Source organism: Bradyrhizobium algeriense, from assembly GCF_036924595.1.
Lineage (GTDB): Bacteria > Pseudomonadota > Alphaproteobacteria > Rhizobiales > Xanthobacteraceae > Bradyrhizobium > Bradyrhizobium algeriense.
In genome coordinates this window covers 7,122,518-7,139,949 of the sequence record NZ_JAZHRV010000001.1, presented here as the reverse complement: position 1 = coordinate 7,139,949, position 17,432 = coordinate 7,122,518, and the positions used below count along the sequence as shown (strand labels likewise).

The 17,432-nt window shown below is 63.8% G+C and carries 17 protein-coding genes and 1 tRNA gene; 12 read left to right on the top strand and 6 right to left on the bottom strand.

Annotated features, from left to right (window positions below; all coding sequences use genetic code 11):
- The first annotated feature begins 197 nt into the window (after positions 1 to 197).
- Complete coding sequence (locus V1286_RS34315; RefSeq protein WP_334487539.1) at positions 198 to 626, top strand: hypothetical protein; 429 nt, start codon at positions 198 to 200, stop codon at positions 624 to 626.
- 72 nt (positions 627 to 698) lie between these two features.
- Here the strand turns inward: V1286_RS34315 and infC are convergent, their stop codons facing one another.
- On the bottom strand, positions 699 to 1,238 hold the full coding sequence (infC, locus tag V1286_RS34310) for a translation initiation factor IF-3 (protein ID WP_057849055.1): 540 nt from the start codon (positions 1,236 to 1,238) through the stop codon (positions 699 to 701).
- A gap of 223 nt (positions 1,239 to 1,461) precedes the next feature.
- Between infC and V1286_RS34305 the strand changes: the two genes are divergently transcribed.
- Entirely contained in the window at positions 1,462 to 2,256 is a 795-nt protein-coding gene (locus tag V1286_RS34305) for an alpha/beta hydrolase (protein WP_334487536.1), read from the top strand.
- 182 nt (positions 2,257 to 2,438) lie between these two features.
- Positions 2,439 to 2,906 carry a nuclear transport factor 2 family protein gene (locus tag V1286_RS34300; protein WP_334487534.1) on the top strand — a complete coding sequence of 156 codons (468 nt, stop codon included), beginning with the start codon at positions 2,439 to 2,441 and terminating at the stop codon, positions 2,904 to 2,906.
- A 135-nt stretch (positions 2,907 to 3,041) separates the two neighbouring features.
- On the opposite strand, the gene V1286_RS34295 is transcribed toward V1286_RS34300, so the two are convergent.
- From V1286_RS34295 to V1286_RS34285, 3 genes are all read right to left on the bottom strand, one after another.
- Positions 3,042 to 3,848, bottom strand: a complete 807-nt coding sequence (locus V1286_RS34295) for an acyl-CoA thioesterase domain-containing protein (protein WP_334487532.1) — start codon at positions 3,846 to 3,848, stop codon at positions 3,042 to 3,044.
- A gap of 99 nt (positions 3,849 to 3,947) precedes the next feature.
- The gene (gene queG, locus V1286_RS34290; RefSeq protein WP_334487529.1) at positions 3,948 to 5,186 is read right to left on the bottom strand and encodes a tRNA epoxyqueuosine(34) reductase QueG; all 1,239 of its coding nucleotides are present in this window, start codon (positions 5,184 to 5,186) and stop codon (positions 3,948 to 3,950) included.
- Positions 5,135 to 5,827 (bottom strand): glutathione S-transferase family protein, encoded by a 693-nt coding sequence (locus V1286_RS34285; RefSeq protein ID WP_334487526.1) that lies wholly within the window; start codon positions 5,825 to 5,827, stop codon positions 5,135 to 5,137. Before V1286_RS34285 ends, queG begins: the two co-directional genes overlap by 52 nt.
- Positions 5,828 to 6,004: 177 nt before the next feature.
- Between V1286_RS34285 and V1286_RS34280 the strand changes: the two genes are divergently transcribed.
- The gene (locus V1286_RS34280) at positions 6,005 to 6,811 is read left to right on the top strand and encodes an undecaprenyl-diphosphate phosphatase (RefSeq protein ID WP_334487523.1); all 807 of its coding nucleotides are present in this window, start codon (positions 6,005 to 6,007) and stop codon (positions 6,809 to 6,811) included.
- 151 nt (positions 6,812 to 6,962) lie between these two features.
- Here the strand turns inward: V1286_RS34280 and V1286_RS34275 are convergent, their stop codons facing one another.
- A complete protein-coding gene (locus V1286_RS34275) occupies positions 6,963 to 7,931 on the bottom strand; it encodes a complex I NDUFA9 subunit family protein (protein ID WP_334487520.1) in 969 nt (322 codons plus the stop codon).
- A gap of 146 nt (positions 7,932 to 8,077) precedes the next feature.
- Between V1286_RS34275 and V1286_RS34270 the strand changes: the two genes are divergently transcribed.
- Both V1286_RS34270 and V1286_RS34265 read left to right on the top strand, forming a co-directional pair.
- Positions 8,078 to 8,164, top strand: a tRNA-Leu gene (locus V1286_RS34270).
- A gap of 458 nt (positions 8,165 to 8,622) precedes the next feature.
- Positions 8,623 to 10,224: a hypothetical protein gene (locus tag V1286_RS34265; protein ID WP_334487518.1), complete on the top strand. Its 1,602-nt coding sequence runs from the start codon at positions 8,623 to 8,625 to the stop codon at positions 10,222 to 10,224.
- Between the two features lie 91 nt (positions 10,225 to 10,315).
- Here V1286_RS34265 and V1286_RS34260 read toward each other — a convergent pair whose 3' ends face one another.
- Entirely contained in the window at positions 10,316 to 11,614 is a 1,299-nt protein-coding gene (locus V1286_RS34260) for a tetratricopeptide repeat protein (protein ID WP_334487515.1), read from the bottom strand.
- 221 nt (positions 11,615 to 11,835) lie between these two features.
- On the opposite strand from V1286_RS34260, the gene V1286_RS34255 reads away from it, so the two are divergent.
- The 6 genes from V1286_RS34255 (at position 11,836) to rpoN (ending at position 17,375) form a co-directional block, all read left to right on the top strand.
- Positions 11,836 to 11,994, top strand: a complete 159-nt coding sequence (locus tag V1286_RS34255; protein WP_334487512.1) for a hypothetical protein — start codon at positions 11,836 to 11,838, stop codon at positions 11,992 to 11,994.
- Between the two features lie 224 nt (positions 11,995 to 12,218).
- The gene (locus V1286_RS34250; RefSeq protein ID WP_334487509.1) at positions 12,219 to 12,833 is read left to right on the top strand and encodes a ribonuclease D; all 615 of its coding nucleotides are present in this window, start codon (positions 12,219 to 12,221) and stop codon (positions 12,831 to 12,833) included.
- Between the two features lie 140 nt (positions 12,834 to 12,973).
- Entirely contained in the window at positions 12,974 to 13,705 is a 732-nt protein-coding gene (lptC, locus tag V1286_RS34245; protein WP_334487507.1) for an LPS export ABC transporter periplasmic protein LptC, read from the top strand.
- Positions 13,706 to 13,710: 5 nt separating this feature from the next.
- A complete protein-coding gene (locus V1286_RS34240) occupies positions 13,711 to 14,403 on the top strand; it encodes an LptA/OstA family protein (RefSeq protein ID WP_417021212.1) in 693 nt (230 codons plus the stop codon).
- 193 nt (positions 14,404 to 14,596) lie between these two features.
- The gene (gene lptB / locus V1286_RS34235) at positions 14,597 to 15,625 is read left to right on the top strand and encodes an LPS export ABC transporter ATP-binding protein (protein WP_334487502.1); all 1,029 of its coding nucleotides are present in this window, start codon (positions 14,597 to 14,599) and stop codon (positions 15,623 to 15,625) included.
- 94 nt (positions 15,626 to 15,719) lie between these two features.
- Complete coding sequence (rpoN, locus tag V1286_RS34230; protein ID WP_334487499.1) at positions 15,720 to 17,375, top strand: RNA polymerase factor sigma-54; 1,656 nt, start codon at positions 15,720 to 15,722, stop codon at positions 17,373 to 17,375.
- Positions 17,376 to 17,432 lie beyond the last annotated feature (57 nt).

Genomic DNA, 17,432 nt, shown 5'->3' with positions numbered 1-17,432 from the left:
TTAGAGCGTTGAAAGTGCTCAGGTTTTTTCGAAAACGAACCAACCCGCACGGACATCGACACGGCAGCCCTTGATCAGCCGGGCGATGAAGGTCGGGCTTATGGCAGAGGAAGCGCCAATTGGCAATGATGAACCGCGGCTCCCCACGCCGCTACCTATCGCTGACGTCGTTAAACATCCCGTGCGGAGTAGGAACAATGACCCGTTTTCAGCGATCGATTGCCAGTTTTGACGCTTCTCCCGGCCTTCGCACCGCGCGCTGGCTTCCCGTTTTCGCCGCGCTAGCCGTCCTGGCGGCCCCGGTGACCGCCGAAGCCGCGAGGGGGGCCAGGGCAATCCGAGCCTATGACGGAACCTGGAACGTAGTCTTCGCCACCACGCGGGGCAATTGCAGTTCAGGCTACAGTGTTCCCTTCACTGTCATCGGCAGCCGGGTTTCATCGGCCGGCGGCGGCAGGGTTTCGGGATCAGTTAGTCGCGCGGGCGTTGTTGCGGTCAGGGTTTCGGTCGGCGCGTCCCACGCCAGCGGCGGCGGCCGGCTTGTAGGCAGCTACGGTGCGGGCTGGTGGCGCGGCATCATCACCGGTGACTATTGTAACGGTACCTGGCAGGCTACGCGCGGCTGACTTTTCAAACAACGAAATCGGCCCGTCGGATATCTGACGGGCCGTTTCATATCGTCCGATCCTGAATTCAAATCAGCGCGGCGCCAGCACCATCACGACCTGGCGTCCTTCGAAACGTGCATCCTGCTCGACCTTGGCGAACTCGGCGACATCGGCCTTCACCTTGTCCAGAAGCTTGGTGCCGATCTCCTGGTGCGCCATTTCACGGCCACGGTAGCGCAAGGTGATCTTGACCTTGTCGCCTTCCTCGAAGAACCGCTGCATCGCGCGCATCTTCACGTCGTAATCGTGATCGTCGATCATCGGCCGCAGCTTGATCTCCTTGATCTCGACGATCTTCTGCTTCTTGCGGGCCTCGGCAGCTTTCTTCTGTGCCGAATACTTGAACTTCCCGTAGTCCATAATCTTGCAAACGGGAGGATTGTTGTTCGGCGAAATCTCGACGAGATCCATGCCCGCCTCGAGGGCCATCTTGATGGCGACCACGGTCTCGACTGTTCCGTGGTTGAGGCCGGTCTGATCGATCAGCTGGATCTGCGCGTTGCGGATATCATCATTGGTGCGCGGCCCGTCTTTGGTTGCAGCGGGCGGGGCTCTGTTGGGACGGCGAATGGGTAACTCTCCAAAGTTGTGAAAGGAAGGGCCGTAGTTTGAAGCAATACGCTGATAACAGCAAGCGAACTCACGCTCTGCGCCCGAAAACCGTCAAATGCGAGGCATTTCGGTCACGTGCGGCAAATATAGCGCGGCGGGCCGATCCGCAAGCGCCGGGCGGTCGTGCTTGACCGATGAAGTGCGCTCACGGACAAAGCAACGGGGCGAGAGTGACAGATCCATGACCAATTCAGCACCAATCGACCAGGAACCGACCTTTATCGAGGTGGGAGAGGGCGCTGGCCAGCGCCGGATCGCGGTGCGCGCCCGTGACGGCGGCGGGCCCGGGCTGTTCTGGCTGGGCGGCTTCAATTCCGACATGAGGGGCACCAAGGCGCTGGCGCTGGACGCCTGGGCCGCGGAACATGGCCGCGCCTGTATCAGGTTCGATTATTCCGGCCATGGCGAATCGGGCGGCGCTTTCATCGACGGCACCATCGGCCGCTGGCTGGAAGAGGCCATCGCCGTGTTCGAGCAGTTCTGCCGGGGGCCGCAGGTCGTGATCGGTTCGTCGATGGGCGGCTGGATGGCGCTGCTGCTGGCGCGCGCCATCGCAAGCCGCGAGGCGAAGCAGGCGACGCTCGCCGGGCTGGTACTGATTGCGCCGGCGCCTGATTTCACCGAGCAATTGATGTGGAACGCTTTCTCTGACGAGGTTCGCGAGGAGATCAGCACCAAGGGCGTGTGGATGCGGCCGTCGGAGTATGGCGACGGCGCGCCCTATCCGATCACGCGCGCGCTGATCGAGGAGGGCCGCAACCATCTGCTGCTCGGCAGCGCCATCGAGGTCGGATGCCCGGTGCGCATCCTGCAGGGCGCGCAGGATCCTGATGTGCCCTGGCAGCACGCCTTCGCGCTGGCGCACCGGCTGCCGGCGGAGGACGTGGTACTGACCATGATCCAGGACGGCGACCACCGCCTGTCGCGCCCGCAGGACATCGCACGGATCATGGCGGCGGTGGCGGAGATGGGGTGAGTTTTTCTCTTCCTTCCTTCTCCCCTTGTGGGAGAAGGTGCCTTCGCGATAGCGAAGGCGGATGAGGGGTCTCTATCCGCGGAGACAGACCCCTCACCCGTCTCGAATGAGCTGACGCTCATTCGATCCACCCTCTCCCACAAGGGGAGAGGGGAAGAAAAAGCGAGCGGGGAGACAACGCCATGAACGCATCCACCATGCTCCGCGCCTTCTGCGACGCCGTCGAGCAGCGCAACGGCAAGGCGTTCGCGGAACTGTTCACCGAAGACGGCGTCTATCACGACGTGTTTTACGGCGCGTTCGAAGGCCGCGCGAAAATCGCAGGGATGATCGACGACTGGTTCTATCGCACGGCCACCGATTTTCGCTGGGACATGCACGATCCCGTCAGCGACGGACGGACGCTGTATGCGCGCTACACCTTCAGCTACCGCTCGACGCTGCCGGAAGCCGAGGGGGCGCGGGCAATGTTCGAGGGCGTGGCCATCATGCGGCTGTGCGATGGCAAGATCGCAGAGTACCACGAGGTCGCCAACACCGCGCCGGCCTTTGTCGACATCAAGTTTGCGCCGGAGCGCATCGTCAAGATCGTTGCCAAGCAAGGCGCCGCGCTGAAGGCGCGGCCGGAGATGAAGCGGCATTTGGCGTAAGTGACGGTCTCTCCACGTCATTGCGAGCGAAGCGAAGCAATCCATAGCGCCACAAAGGAAGAGTGAATTGCTTCGTCGCTACGCTCCCTTGCGCAAACGCTTCGCGTTTGTCGCAGGCAATGACGGCTGCGGCAACTACGGCGGCGGCACGTTGGTCGTCGGCTTGCGCTGCGCGAGCGCCGCGACCGTGGACGTCCCGATCGGACCCTGCTCGTCATAGAGCCAGCATTCGCCGATTGCGATGCCGTCGGTGGCGTGGTGGTTGACGACCTCGAAGCCGACCCATGGCGTGACGGGCAAGCGATGCAGATGGAGCGTGACGTCGCTGTTGATGTAGCCGAGGCCCTGGTCGCCGGCATTGGCGAACGGGCTGGCGAAGTCGGCGCCGGTGGCGACATGCACGAAGGGCGACATCGGCACGCCCTCGACGAGTTCGCGCACCTCGCTCATCCACAGCCGCCGCGGCCCGAGCGCACCCATGTGGCCTACGATCGGCCGCGTGGTCCATTTGCCGTTCATGCCGAGCCTGGGATCGGTGGGCTTTGGAATGTCCGACGGCTTCGGCGCATCCCAGTTCGGCGGCGACCAGACATTGCCCGGCGCGTTTTCCGTCTTGCGCAACAACTGGCAGGAGGCGCGCGCCATGCGGGTGCCGCCACTGATGAACTCGGCTTCCACCACCCTGATGCGCATGCCGTCGCGGATAAGCCGGGTCGTGACCTCGATCGGCGTCGTGATGTTGGGAAGGCGGAACATGTCGACGGTGAGCCGCGCCGGCACGAAATCGTCGGAGCCGTGGCGCTGCTCGATCACATGGGCGAGCAGGCCGACAACGACACGGCCGTGCAGGGAATTGGGGTCCCAGGCTCCGTTCGCAACCGGCGTGGGCATGAAGCTATCGTTGACGCGATCGTGGGTGAAGAAAGGCTGATTTTTTGTCATGGCGAGCGACCATGGCGGATTTGGATGTCCCTCTCATCGTCCGCCTTGCGCGCAATTGCGCACTGGGGCGGACGATCCAGTACGCCGTGACATATCGGTTCAGCCGAGATGCCCGGGAGTACTGGATGCCCCGCCTTCGCAGGGCATGACGACGGAGGTTTGCCGCCATTCCGAGCGGACATCTTCATCCGTCTCGACGCCGACCGCGTTCGCCGCCAGCGCGTCAAACCTCTCCCGCTCCATCAGCTGCGACAGCGCCCACACCGCGGCACCGCGAACCAGCGGGCTTGCATCATCCAGCAGGCGTTCGGCCGCCGGCGCCAGCGATGCATCACCCGCGTTGCCGATCGCGATCAGCACGTTGCGGACAAAACGGTCGCGGCCGATGCGCTTGACCGGCGATTTGGTAAACAGCGCGCGGAAGGCGGCGTCGTCGAGCCGCGCCAGCTCCGCCAGCGACGGCGCACGTAACTCCGCCCGCGCGGCCAGTTTCGCCTCGCGGCCTTGCTGCGCGAACTTGTTCCACGGGCACACGGCGAGGCAATCATCGCAGCCATAGATGCGGTTGCCGATGCTCTTGCGAAACTCGCGCGGGATCGGGCCCTTGTTTTCGATCGTCAGATAGGAGATGCAGCGCCGCGCATCGAGCTTGTAGGGCGCAGGGAACGCCGCGGTCGGGCAGATCTCCTGGCAAGCATTGCAGGAACCGCAATGATCGCCGTCCGCCGCGTCGCGCGGCAGGTCGGATGCGGAAAAGATCGCGCCGAGAAACAGCCACGAGCCGAACTCGCGCGAGACCAGGTTGGTGTGCTTGCCCTGCCAGCCGAGCCCCGCCGCCTGCGCCAGCGGCTTTTCCATCACCGCTGCGGTATCGATGAATACTTTCACCTCGTCACCTGACGCGGCGACCAGCCATCGCGCCAGCATCTTCAGCCGCTTCTTGATGACGTCGTGATAGTCGTCGCCCTGCGCATAGGCGGAGATTGCGCCGCGCGCACGTTGTTCGAGAAGCGCGAGCGGATTGTCATCGGGTCCATAATTGACGCCGAGCATGATGATCGAGCGCACGCCGGGCCACAGCACGCGCGGATCCATCCGCCGTTCGGGTTGGGCGGCGAGCCAGTCCATGTCGCCATGCGCGCCGGCATCGAGGAATTCGCGAAAATATTTGCCGGCAGTGCCGATCGCGTCGGGATCGGTGACGCCGATGCAGTCGAAGCCGAGCGTCTCCGCCTCGCGCTTGAGCGCGGCCTTCAGATCGGCGGCGGAGAGTTTAGCGCCCTTGTTCAGAAGTCGAGGTCCACGTAGGTCCGCGACGCCGGCACGCCCGCCAGCCATTCGCTGAGCAGCGGGCGGAACGACGGGCGGGATTTTACCCGCGCGTACCACGCCTTTGCCGCCTCGTCCTCGTGCCATGGCACATCGCCCAGATAATCGATCGCCGAAAGATGCGCCGCGGCGGCGAGATCCGCGTAGGTCAGCCGGTCGCCGGCGAGGAAGTTCCGCGTCTGCGCCAGCCAGCCGATATAGGCCAGATGATAGCGCACATTGACCTTGGCTGCGCGGATTACGTCTGTTGCCGGCGCGCCGCCGCCATTCTCCTCGCTCATGAAACGCTTGTAGATGCGCTCGATCACCAGCGGGTTCGACGCCTCCTCGAAGAATTTTTCGTTGAACCACGCCATCAGCCGGCGCACCTCGACACGCTCGGCCATCGAGGCCGGCAACAGTCGCCGCTCGCCCGCCTCCAGGCCGTGCGTCTCGTCGAGATATTCGGCGATGATCCCGGCGCCCGGAATCGGCGGAAATCCGTCAGCCATCAAGACAGGCGTGGTGCCCGCAGGATTGAGCACGAGAAACCCTTCACGCCGCTCCCAGGCCCGTTCTTCCACCAGGCGCAGGTCGAGGCCGTGTTCGCCCAGCACCAGGCGAATGAAGCGCGAATGCGGACAGAACGGATGATGATAGAGCGTGTACATAAAATCCCTAAGTCAAAGTCGCGGCGCTGGAGGAACCCTCAAGCCGCGTCATGCGAATCGCGACACTAGCCAAGCAAACGCGCGAGACAATGGTGTTTTGCCGTTTTTTTGCGATTGCGGCATGGGATCGAATAGGCGAGAAGGGCCCGGCTTTTCCAGTCAAAAACGGACCACAGCATGATGTCTGATGCAGTGAAGGCGGTGATTCTCGGCATCATCGAGGGTATCACGGAATTTCTCCCGGTTTCCTCCACCGGCCATATGCTGCTGGCGCAACGCTTCTTCGGCCTTGGCGAGGGCGCCTTCTGGCAGAGCTTTGTGATCCTGATTCAGCTCGGGGCGATTCTTGCGATCGTGATGCTTTATTTCGTCAAGCTGTCACGCGTAGCCCTCGGCATGTTCACCAATCCCGACGATCGCCGGTTCGTGATCGGCGTGCTGGTGGCGTTCCTGCCGGCGGTGGTCGTCGGCCTGGCTGTCGGCAAGTACATCAAGGAATTGCTCTTCAATCCGTGGGTGGTGTGTTTCACGCTGATCGTCGGCGGCGCGATCCTGCTGTGGGTCGATCAGCTCAATCTCAAGCCGCGCGAGGACGACGCCACGCGCTATCCGCTGATGATGTATCTGTGGATCGGCATCGCGCAATGCGTCGCGATGATTCCGGGCGTATCGCGCTCCGGCGCCAGCATCGTGGCGGCGATGCTGCTCGGCGGCGACAAGCGATCGGCGGCGGAGTTCTCGTTCTTTCTCGCGATCCCCACGATGGTCGGCGCGTTCGCCTATGATTTCTACAAGAACCGCGGCGAGATGACGGTCGACCATATCGGCGTCATCGCGATCGGATTCGTGGTGTCGTTCATCACCGCGGCGATCGTGGTGAAGACGTTCCTGACCTATGTCACCCGCCACGGGTTCACGTTCTTCGCGTGGTGGCGCGTCATCCTCGGCACGCTCGGCCTGATCGCGCTGGCGCTGGGGCGGTAGGGATCCAAAATTGTTGGATTCGTAGGGGTGGGCAAAGGCGTTCTTGCGCCGTGCCCACCATCCAACACCGAGCTCGCAATGGTGGGCGCGCGGAGCCTGTCATCGGGCGCGCATTCGCGCGACCCGGTGGCTTTGCCCACCCTACGAAAAACTACACGCTCATGCGCTGGAACTGCCCGGCGGCGCGGAAGCGCCAGAGATATTGCGGGGCGATCGCCTGCATCGACTCCGGCGTGATGCCGAGGCCTGCCAGCGTGAGGCCCGCGGACTTCGCCGCGTCCGATACCACATTGTCGGACTGCAGCATCATCACCTGGTCCGGCGTCAGCTTCAGCATGCCCGGCGCGAACTGCAGGAACATCGCCTGCATCTTCGCCAAACCCCACGGCAGCGAAATCAGCATGCGCTTGCGCCCGGTGATCGCGAGGATGACTTCCATGATCTCGCGCATCGTCAGCACTTCCGGCCCGCCGAGCTCGTAGGTCGCCCCAGATGCGGTCTTGCCGTCGACGGCATTGGCCACCGCGGTCGCGACGTCGCCGACATAGACCGGCTGCATCCGGGTCACGCCGCCGCCGATCAGCGGCAGGAAGGGCGATATCCGGGCCAGCGCCGCAAAGCGGTTGGTAAACTGATCCTCGGGGCCGAACACCACCGAGGGCCGCAGGATCGTGGCGGAGGGGACGGCGGCCAGCACGGCCTTTTCGCCCGATGCCTTGGAGCGGCCATAGCCCGAGGGCGAGTTCTCGTCGGTGCCGATCGCGGACACGTGCACCATCCGGGCGCCTGCGGCAGCGGCGGCCTTGGCGACCGTTTCGGCGCCCTTGGCCTGTACGGCGTCAAAGGTCTGCGCGCCGCTCTCGGCCAGGGTGCCGACCAGGTTGATTGCGACTTGCGAATCGCGCATCGCCGCCTCGACGGATGCCGGATAGCGCAGATTGGCCTGCACGGCGTGGATCTGGCCGACCCGGCCGAGTGGCTGCAGGTGCCCGGCCAGTTCCGGCCGACGCACCGCCACCCTGATCCGGTATTCGCGCTTGGCCAGCGCCCGGACCACGTTTCGCCCCAGAAACCCCGATCCGCCAAAAACCGTGACGAGCGTTTCCAGGTTCGATGCCATGGTCAATTCCTGCGGGTCGAATTCGAGAGATATCGGTTGAATTTAGCGGATTCGCGATACGCCAACACGCGGCCGCTGTACAGCGTATTTGGGCGGCATTGAAGCGATTTGACAAGCGCGTGACCGTTCCTTACTAACCCGCCCGGGCCCAGGTGGCGGAATTGGTAGACGCGCTGGCTTCAGGTGCCAGTGGCTTCACGGCCGTGAAGGTTCGAGTCCTTTCCTGGGCACCATTGCCCTTGCCCATGATTCGCGAAAATGCGGGCGGTTTGATCCGCCGGCGGCGGCAGCTAGTCGCCGCGTCGCTGCTGCGTGGACGAAGCCCAGATCGCTTCTGTCTCATCAAGGAGCTGTTGATTTTCAGGATCTATGGAATCGCCGAGCATCGAGCGAGCGCCCTTTAACAGCGGACTCCGCCTTGCGAATTTGCCGGTCAATGCTGGTCACGACGATGCTCACTCCGGTTGGGCGCTGAAACCGATCAAATCCCATCAACCCTGATCACCATCAAGCGCGCAACGTAAGAATGATTTAACTGCCAGTATGCAACTTGCGACGGTCTGATAGCGGTTCTTGAAGGCGACCCTGTCGTCGGCGGCTGCCGCGGGGCCGATGTGAGCCGCGCAGATCCCATTAAATCCCGGCCGGGCTTCTCAGCTGCCAGGCCGGATCGAGTGACACCGGGTTTCGCATGAATTCGGCCGCCGCTGACCGTCCTCAAGAAGGGCAAGTCGACATGTCCGCGCAGCGCGGACCGAGTTCGCGCTGGCTCCTGACGGCGCTGGCGCTTGTGGTCGTGCTGGCGATTCCCCTCTTCCTCGTCGATGTGCCCCCCATACTGGACTATCCAAACCATTTGGCACGTTACTTCGTGCTGGCGCATCCGGGCGATCCCGTGCTGTCGCAGATGTATCTTCCGCGTTGGGGATTGATTCCAAATTTGGGCATGGATGTGCTCGGCGCCGGACTTTTGAGACTCACCGATGTTCACGTCGGGGGCCGGATCCTGCTGGCCTTCAGTCTTTTCGCGCCAGTGGCGGGCGTGGTCGTCTTTAGCCGTGGCGTCTTCGGTGAATTTTCATATTGGCCGCTGGCGTCAGGCACCCTCGCTTTTAACGGTATCTTCCATCTTGGATTCATGAACTTTCTGCTGGGGCTGGGACTGGCCTTCGCGGCCGCGGCCGGCTGGATTGTACTGCGACGGCGCGGTGAAGCACTGGCTGCGGTCGCGTACGCCGTGGTGGCGACGCCCGTACTGTTCTTCTGCCATCTGTTTGGCGTGCTGGTGTTCGCGTTGTTGATCGGTGCCGACGAGATCGCGCGTCTGGCCGCCTCACGCCACGCCGGAAAATTGACGGCGGCCGAAGTGACGCGGACAGGGATCTTGCTCGCGATCGCGATCAGCCCGGCGGTGGTGCTGTATCTGGCGGCTCCGCTGGCCGCGGGCGCGGCGGCTCCGGCGCCGATCGCCGGCGTGGGCTACAAATTGTGGACGTTGCTGACGCCATTCATGACCACGAATATTTCGCTGACGCTGTGGACGACGGTGATTGTCATCGGCTTCCTTGCCATCGCCTGGCGGGGCACGCGCGTGAGCCCGGGGGTCTGGATCGCTCTCGGAATTCTGGCGATGGTCTATCTGATGGCGCCTTCCGAGATCAAAGGTGGCACCTTCGTCGACGTTCGCCTCGGAATGATCGTTGGATTGCTCTTCTTCGCCGGGTTCAGGCCATCGCTGAGCCCGCGACAGGCCCTGGTGGCCGGCGTGATCTTCGCGACGCTGATCGGCGCTCGCACGATTTACATCGCCGCAACCTGGATTGACCATCGGCAGACCTTGGCGGAGCTACGCGGAGCGATGGCGCAGATCGCGCCCGCTTCGCGGGTGATGATCGCCCATGGCCCGCGGGCGAGCGGGACCTATGCCGAACGACCGGAATGGGCGCTGCCCGGAATTTCCCGGCTCGACGGTCAGTTGAGCGCGTTGATGGTGATCGAACAGCGCGCGTCCTGGCCCCTGCTATTCGCAGATCCCGCACAACAGCCGATGGAGGTGACGGCGGAGTTCAGGTCGCTGTCGCAGTCTCCCGGCGGCCCGGTGGATTTTGCCTGGCTTTCCGACGCGGATGCGCCTGCCGCCAGGCTGAAGCAGGCGCCGTACCTGAAGAGCTGGCGTGCCGACTTCGACGCCGTGCTGCTGATCGACCCGCCGGCGCTTCTTCCGTCAACGCCTGAAGGTCTGACGCCGGTGCATGCCGCGCCGTTTGCCGTGCTGTATCGAATTCAGCATTGAAGCAGCAGATACAGGCCGTGCCGTCGGACCTTCTGGCAGGTTCACGCGCCGGATCTGCCAAATCAGTGATAGGCTCCCTTGCGCGCCGAACTCAGGGATTTCCCGACGGCTTTGGCCGGCCGCTCGCCGCGAACGCCGCCTCGACGCGCGCATAGCCTTCGCTTGCGGCGGGCATCCGCGGGTCGAGCCCGCGCGCGACGCGGAAATCGTCGAGCGCTTCCGGCAGCCGGCCGAGCTTCTCGTGGCTTTGCGCACGCTCGATATAGAGGCCCGCCTGCATCGGCGCGTTGCGGATCGCGAGCGTGAAGTCGTCGAGCGCCTTGTCGTGCGCGCCACGCTCGCGAAACATGCCGCCGCGCTGCACATGGGGGCCGACCATGCGCGGGTCGAGGCGGATCGCCTCGCCGAAATCCCGGATGGCGCCATCGAGGTCGCCGTCGGCGCGCCGCAGGATGCCGCGGGCCTCGTAGGCCTCGGCATGTTTCGGATCGAGGCGGATCGCCTCGTTGAAGTCGGCCGCCGCGCGCTCGCGCTGGGCGGCGCCGAGCGCAATCATGCCGCGCGTCACCCGCGCCTCGGCTGACTTCGGATCGAGCCGTACGCCTTCCTCGGCTTCGGCGAGCGGCTCGCCGTGCGCTTTCATCAAGGTCAGGACGACGGCGCGGCGGCTGTGTGCGATGGCCAGGCCGGGCTCGAGCTTGATCGCCTGATCGAGGTCGGCGAGCGCGCGTTCGGTGCTGCCGCCTTTGCGCAGCAGGCTGTCGGCCCGCTCGACATAGAACACGGCGAAGTAGGGTTGGATCGCGATTGCCGCGGCGGCGTCGGTAATGGCGCCGTCGTAGTCGCGCTTGCGGCGGTGGCTCGCCGCGCGAGCGACCTTGTAGAACGGATCGCCCGGATCCATCACGATCGCCTGGCTGAGGTCCTTGAGCGCGCGCTCGTCGTCGCCCTTTGTCTGATAGGCCTTGCCGCGTGCGGCGTAATGGCTTGCCCGCCGCGGGTCGCGGCCGATCAGCTCGCTCAGGTCGGCGATGGCGAAATCGAAGTCGCCGCGCTTCTGGTAGGCCGCGGCGCGCTCGAGCAATGCCTGCGTATCACGCGGCTCGAGCCGGATCACTTTGCCGAAATCGCCGATCGCCGTATCGAGATCGCCCTTGAGATCGCCTTTGGCGGCGAGATGGCGCCCACGCGCCATGTAAACCTTGGCGAGGTCGCGGTCATCGAATTGCAGGCCGAGCAGCGGGATTTCCGCGACCAGGACGATCCGCGAGCAGGCGCTGATCGCGTCAGGGCCGCCGTCGCCGGCCGTGCATGCCGCGAAGTCGCCGGATGGCGAGCAGGCGGCGAGGTCGAGGGCAAGCCCGAGCAGCAAGATGACGTCGCGAACCATAGCTTCACCCCGGTACCAATTCGCCGAGGATTTGGTCGTCGTGGAGGGCGCGCCGGGTTCGAGATCGCCGGGCCATTATGTCCCGCGGGCGGACTTCTTTGGTACTGGTTCCATCTAACGCGATTTCGACGCCAAATTAGCTAAATACAACAGTAAAAACAATGTGTTAATGGTTGATTTTGGGTCTGCGCGAGCGCATGCTTGCGGCGTGGAGCATGCCCATGACCGAGAACATCAAGCTACCGCGCAAGCTGTCCGAAGAGCAGACACCGCCGCCTCCACTGCGGCCGAGCCATGCTGATGTTATCGAGAATCTCGACCGCTGGGCCAATAGCCCGGAGCTTCAGCCGCCGAAATCGTCTGAGGGGAAGACCGCCTGATTGGCTCGTGCTCTCGAAGCCGGCCGCAACGATGGCGGCGTCGCCGTGGCACCCATGGCAGCCAATATGGCAGCTGACTTGGCAGCCGAACGTCCTGTAAGCGGACAAAATCGCCACCAAGCTGCCATTTCCCGTCCTATAAGCCATGCCCAACCGCTCGCCTCCCGCGGCTCCGGGCGCTAGTGTTTCCGTCGAATCGACCCTGAAATACGAGGCTTTCCTTCATGACCATCCGCCTGCATCGCGGCGATCTGCCCGATCTGTCCCGCTACAAGGATTCGGTGGCGATCGATACCGAGACCATGGGGCTCAATCCGCATCGCGACCGGCTCTGCGTGGTGCAGATGTCGAACGGCGACGGCAGCGCCGACGTCATCCAGATCCCGCAAGGCCACACCGATGCGCCGAACCTGAAGGCGCTGCTGGCCAATCCGGCCATCACAAAAATCTTTCACTTCGCCCGGTTCGATGTCGCCGTGCTCTACAACACGTTTGGCGTGATGCCGCAGCCGGTCTACTGCACCAAGATCGCCTCGCGGCTGACCCGCACCTATACCGACCGGCACGGCCTGAAGGATCTGGTGCGCGAGGTGCTCAATATCGACCTGTCGAAGCAGCAGCAGTCGAGCGACTGGGGATCAGCGAGCCTCAGCGAGGCGCAGCTCGCCTATGCCGCGTCCGACGTGCTGCATCTGCATGCCTTGCGCGAGCGCCTCGACGCCATGCTGGCGCGCGAAGGCCGCGCGCCGCTGGCGCAAGCCTGTTTCGACTTCCTGCCGACCCGGGCCAAGCTCGATCTCGGCGGCTGGGAGGCCGAGGACATCTTCGCGCATTCGTGAACGAGACCATTTGAAGCGCCGGGGTACCTGCTTCCGCCCCGTTTCGGTCACACTCATAGCGCGTGTCCAGGCTGCATAATCCCGCGATTGCGGGTAGAATGACGCTGTCTTGTCGTTCCTGGCGGCCCCTTGGAGCAACGGTGAACTCGGTACAGAACCCAGCCTATGTCACCGGAATGGAGGCCCGCTTTGCCGCGGCCGCCCGCCACAGCCGGATGGTGCGGTTGCTGCGGGTCGCGGTCCCGGCGGCCGTGCTGCTGGCCCTGGCCAGTATCGTCCTGATCCAGGTCTTCTTGAACCCGTTCCAGGCTGGGCTGGCGAAGCTGCCCGTCGACATCAGCAATCTCGTGGTCTCCGGCACCAAGATCACCATGGAAACGCCGCACCTCGCGGGTTTCTCGACCGACCAGCGTCCATACGAATTGTGGGCCAAGGCCGCGATTCAGGATCTGACCGACCCCGATCACGTCGAGCTGCAGACGCTGCGGGCCAAGGTCATGATGGAGGACAAGAGCACGGTGACCATGGATGCGCGCACGGGATTTTTCGACAGCAAGCAGCAGATGCTGGACCTGCGCAAGGACATCTTCCTGCAATCCTCCACCGGTTACGAGGCCAAGCTTTCGCAGGCCTATGTCGACATCAACAAGGGAACGGTGACGTCGGACGAGCCTGTCGACGTCAAGCTGCTGAACGGCACGCTCACCGCCGACCGGCTCAGGATCATCAACAGCGGCGAGATCGTGCGCTTCGAAGGCAATGTCGTGATGAACCTGATCATGGAAAGCCCACCGGCGCCTGAGCCCGAGCCTGAACCGCCGCCACCGCCGAGGACGCGGTCAATCTCGGGCAAGTCAGCCAACACGAAATGATATCAATGATGCAGTTCTTCTCGCGCAGTTTTGCGGCCGCAGCGCTTGCGCTCGCGTTGATCGCCTCCGGTGACGCCTTGGCGCAAGGCGCCATGTCGGGCGTGCCGAATGCGATGCAGGGCTTTTCGCAAAACCGCGATCAGCCGATTCAGATCGAGGCGGCGTCGCTCGAAATGCGCGACAAGAAAAAGGAGGCGACCTTCTCCGGAAACGTGAAGGTCGTGCAGGGCGACACCACCATGACCTCGAAGTTTCTGGTGGTGTTTTACGATTCCGGCCCGGCGCCGGCGACGCCTGCGCCGGCCGCGCCGCAGCCCGCCGCGCCGAAGGGATCGAAATCCGGGTCGATGCAGTCGGCGACCCCCGGGCCTGGCGGCAGTTCATCGATCCGCCGGCTGGAGGCCAGGGGCTCTGTCGTGGTCACGCAGAAGGACCAGGTCGTGACCGGGGAGACCGCGATCTTCGACACGCGGGCCAACCTCATCACCATGGCGGGTGGAGTCGTGCTCACCCAGTGCAAGAACGTGCTCAAAGGCGACCGCCTCAAGGTCGATATGACGACCGGCGTGTCGCGCGTCGAATCCGACACCAACAAGGTGCAGGGCATGTTCATACAGGGAGAGAATTGCGGGTCCGGATCGGGTGGCGCGAAGCAGGCTCCGGTGGCCATACCGTCGCTGATTCCCGGCAAAAAATAAGACAGATCAGTGCCTTAAAGAATATTTAGGGCTCGTGCAGTTGAAGCTGGCGGTGCGAGGCTGTATCTACTGGGCAGGGCGCACAGCGGGGTGTTTCGCTGGGCAGGACATCCATTCATTCATGGTTCGCTAGCGAAGCGATTCGCCGGCGGACGCGTCGCGGAATCACCGTGAAAGGCGTAAGCGAAGCGGGATGGTGGATTTACTCGGCATGTTCCGTCGACGCCCCGCGAAACGCGGTGCTCCCGGATTTGCGCGTTCGCGCGACGACATCACCGCGCTCGGCGATTCCTTCGGCGACATGCTGAAGAGCCCGGTGCACGATGGGCCGCCGATGGCGCGCTCCGCCGCACTGCCCGGGCTGGACTTGCCGCAGCCGCAGCCCGACGTCGAGCCGCCGCGCGACTCGCGTCCCCGTGCGCAGGCGCCTCGCTCCAAGTCCAACGCCAAGTCCAACACCAAGCCCAATGGCGGCGAAGCGCCGCGGCTGATCAAGCGGCCCGGCTTCCTCGCCGTGCACAGCGTTGAAAAGAGTTTCGGCACCCGCCAGGTCGTGCGCGGTGTTAGCATCTATGTTCGCCGCGGCGAGGCGGTCGGCCTGCTCGGCCCGAACGGCGCCGGCAAGACCACGGTGTTCTACATGATCACCGGACTGATCAAGGCGGATCGCGGCGCCATCGAACTCGACGGCCACGACGTCACCAAGCTGCCGATGTATCAGCGCGCGCGGCTCGGCATCGGCTATCTGCCGCAGGAAGCCTCGATCTTCCGCGGCCTCACCGTGGAGCAGAACATCCGCGCCGTGCTCGAGGTCGTCGAGCCCAACAGGAAGAAGCGCGAGGCCGAACTCAATTCGCTGCTCGATGAATTCAACATCACGCGCTTGCGCAAATCGCCCTCGATTGCGCTGTCCGGCGGCGAGCGCCGCCGCGTCGAAATCGCGCGCGCACTGGCGACGCGTCCGAACTACATGCTGCTCGACGAACCCTTTGCCGGCATCGATCCGATCGCGGTCGGCGACATTCAGGATCTCGTTCGCCATCTCACCAACCGCGGCATCGGCGTCCTGATCACCGACCACAATGTGCGCGAAACGCTAGGGCTGACCGACCGCGCCTACATCGTCTATGCCGGGCAGATCTTGACAGAGGGCAGTCCGGAAGAAATCGTCAACGATCCGGATGTACGCCGCCTTTACCTTGGCGAGGAATTCCGCCTCTAACCCTTTTTTCGCACGCGTCAAGCCGTGTACAAGGGCTCTGGACTAATATAAGCAAGAATCGGACCAACTTTTCAGTGGATCGGTTCTTGGCCTCATGGCGCTGACGCAGAGACTAGAGTTCCGCCAGTCGCAGTCGCTGGTGATGACGCCGCAATTGATGCAGGCGATCAAGCTGCTGCAATTGTCGAATCTCGACCTGTCGGCTTTCGTCGAGGAGGAGCTGGAGCGCAATCCGCTCCTGGACCGGGCCAGCGACGGTCCCGAAGCCCCGGTGGCGGGCGAGCCGGCCACTGAGCGTGCCGAATTCTCCGATTCGGGCGATTCCGGCAGCTATGGCGACGAGGGCGGCGATGCCTCCGATATGGCGTCAGGCCCCGCCGGCGAGGCCTTCGAGCCCGGCCAGGAGGACTGGCTGAACCGTGACCTCGGCAGCCGCACCGAGATCGAACAGACGCTGGACACCCCGCTCGACAACGTCTTTTCCGAAGAGCCCGCCGAAGCCGCCGCTCGGGTGGCGCAGGATGCGGCACCGACCGCCTACACCGAATGGGGCGGCGGCGCCTCCAACGACGACGACTACAATCTGGAAGCCTTCGTCGCCGCCGAGGTGACGCTCGGCAGCCACCTCGCCGAACAGCTTGCGGTGGCGTTCAGCGCGCCGGCGCAGCGCATGATCGGGCAGTATCTGATCGATCTCGTCGACGATGCCGGCTACCTGCCGCCGGATCTGGGACAGGCCGCCGAGCGGCTGGGCGCCTCGCAAGGGGATGTCGATGCGGTGCTGACCGTGCTGCAGAAATTCGATCCGCCCGGCGTCTGTGCGCGGAATTTGAGCGAGTGCCTCGCAATTCAGCTCCGCGAACTCAACCGCTACGACCCCGCGATGCAAGCGCTGGTGGAAAATCTCGATCTGCTGGCCAAGCGCGACATCGCCTCTCTGCGCAAATTGTGCGGCGTCGACGACGAAGACATCACCGACATGATCGGTGAAATCCGCCGCCTCGATCCCAAGCCCGGCCTGAAATTCGGTTCGGCGCGCACGCAGACCATGGTGCCTGACGTCTATGTGCGGCCCGGCCCGGACGGCGGCTGGCATGTCGAGCTCAACAGCGACACGTTGCCGCGCGTGCTGGTCAATCAGGTCTATTACACCGAGCTGTCGAAGACGATCCGCAAGGACGGCGACAAATCCTATTTCACGGATTGTCTGCAGAACGCGACCTGGCTGGTTCGCGCGCTGGATCAGCGCGCCCGCACCATCCTGAAAGTGGCCACCGAAATCGTGCGCCAGCAGGACGGTTTCTTCACCCATGGCGTCGCGCATCTGCGGCCGCTGAATCTGAAGGCGGTGGCGGACGCGATCCAGATGCACGAATCGACGGTGTCGCGGGTTACCGCCAACAAATATATGGCGACCAATCGCGGCAGCTTCGAGCTCAAATATTTCTTCACCGCCTCGATCGCGTCGGCCGATGGCGGCGAGGCGCATTCGGCGGAAGCGGTCCGTCACCACATCAAGCAATTGATCGACGCGGAAGCCCCAAGCGCGATCCTCTCGGATGACACTATCGTGGAACGATTGCGCGAATCCGGCATTGATATTGCCCGACGCACGGTCGCGAAATACCGCGAAGCGATGCGCATTCCTTCCTCGGTCCAGCGCCGCCGCGACAAACAGAGCATGCTCGGTAACGCCCTTTCCGCTCCCGCCACTTCCTCTGACCGGTCCCGCGATACGGCCCCGGCCTGATTGCGTTCGCGTCAAATCGCGATAGTCTCGGTTCCCCGCCGTGAGCGGGAAAGAGAC

What these genes read in the sequence shown, in the direction of transcription:
- lptB (WP_334487502.1), top strand. Translation starts at nt 14,597, where the DNA reads ATGGTGGATTTACTCGGCATGTTCCGTCGACGCCCCGCGAAACGCGGT.
- V1286_RS34250 (WP_334487509.1), top strand. Translation starts at nt 12,219, where the DNA reads ATGACCATCCGCCTGCATCGCGGCGATCTGCCCGATCTGTCCCGCTAC.
- V1286_RS34315 (WP_334487539.1), top strand. Translation starts at nt 198, where the DNA reads ATGACCCGTTTTCAGCGATCGATTGCCAGTTTTGACGCTTCTCCCGGC.
- V1286_RS34260 (WP_334487515.1), bottom strand. Translation starts at nt 11,614, where the DNA reads ATGGTTCGCGACGTCATCTTGCTGCTCGGGCTTGCCCTCGACCTCGCC.
- V1286_RS34300 (WP_334487534.1), top strand. Translation starts at nt 2,439, where the DNA reads ATGAACGCATCCACCATGCTCCGCGCCTTCTGCGACGCCGTCGAGCAG.
- V1286_RS34255 (WP_334487512.1), top strand. Translation starts at nt 11,836, where the DNA reads ATGACCGAGAACATCAAGCTACCGCGCAAGCTGTCCGAAGAGCAGACA.
- V1286_RS34285 (WP_334487526.1), bottom strand. Translation starts at nt 5,827, where the DNA reads ATGTACACGCTCTATCATCATCCGTTCTGTCCGCATTCGCGCTTCATT.
- V1286_RS34280 (WP_334487523.1), top strand. Translation starts at nt 6,005, where the DNA reads ATGATGTCTGATGCAGTGAAGGCGGTGATTCTCGGCATCATCGAGGGT.
- V1286_RS34275 (WP_334487520.1), bottom strand. Translation starts at nt 7,931, where the DNA reads ATGGCATCGAACCTGGAAACGCTCGTCACGGTTTTTGGCGGATCGGGG.
- rpoN (WP_334487499.1), top strand. Translation starts at nt 15,720, where the DNA reads ATGGCGCTGACGCAGAGACTAGAGTTCCGCCAGTCGCAGTCGCTGGTG.
- V1286_RS34305 (WP_334487536.1), top strand. Translation starts at nt 1,462, where the DNA reads ATGACCAATTCAGCACCAATCGACCAGGAACCGACCTTTATCGAGGTG.
- V1286_RS34295 (WP_334487532.1), bottom strand. Translation starts at nt 3,848, where the DNA reads ATGACAAAAAATCAGCCTTTCTTCACCCACGATCGCGTCAACGATAGC.
- V1286_RS34240 (WP_417021212.1), top strand. Translation starts at nt 13,711, where the DNA reads ATGATGCAGTTCTTCTCGCGCAGTTTTGCGGCCGCAGCGCTTGCGCTC.
- V1286_RS34265 (WP_334487518.1), top strand. Translation starts at nt 8,623, where the DNA reads ATGAATTCGGCCGCCGCTGACCGTCCTCAAGAAGGGCAAGTCGACATG.
- queG (WP_334487529.1), bottom strand. Translation starts at nt 5,186, where the DNA reads ATGGCTGGCGGGCGTGCCGGCGTCGCGGACCTACGTGGACCTCGACTT.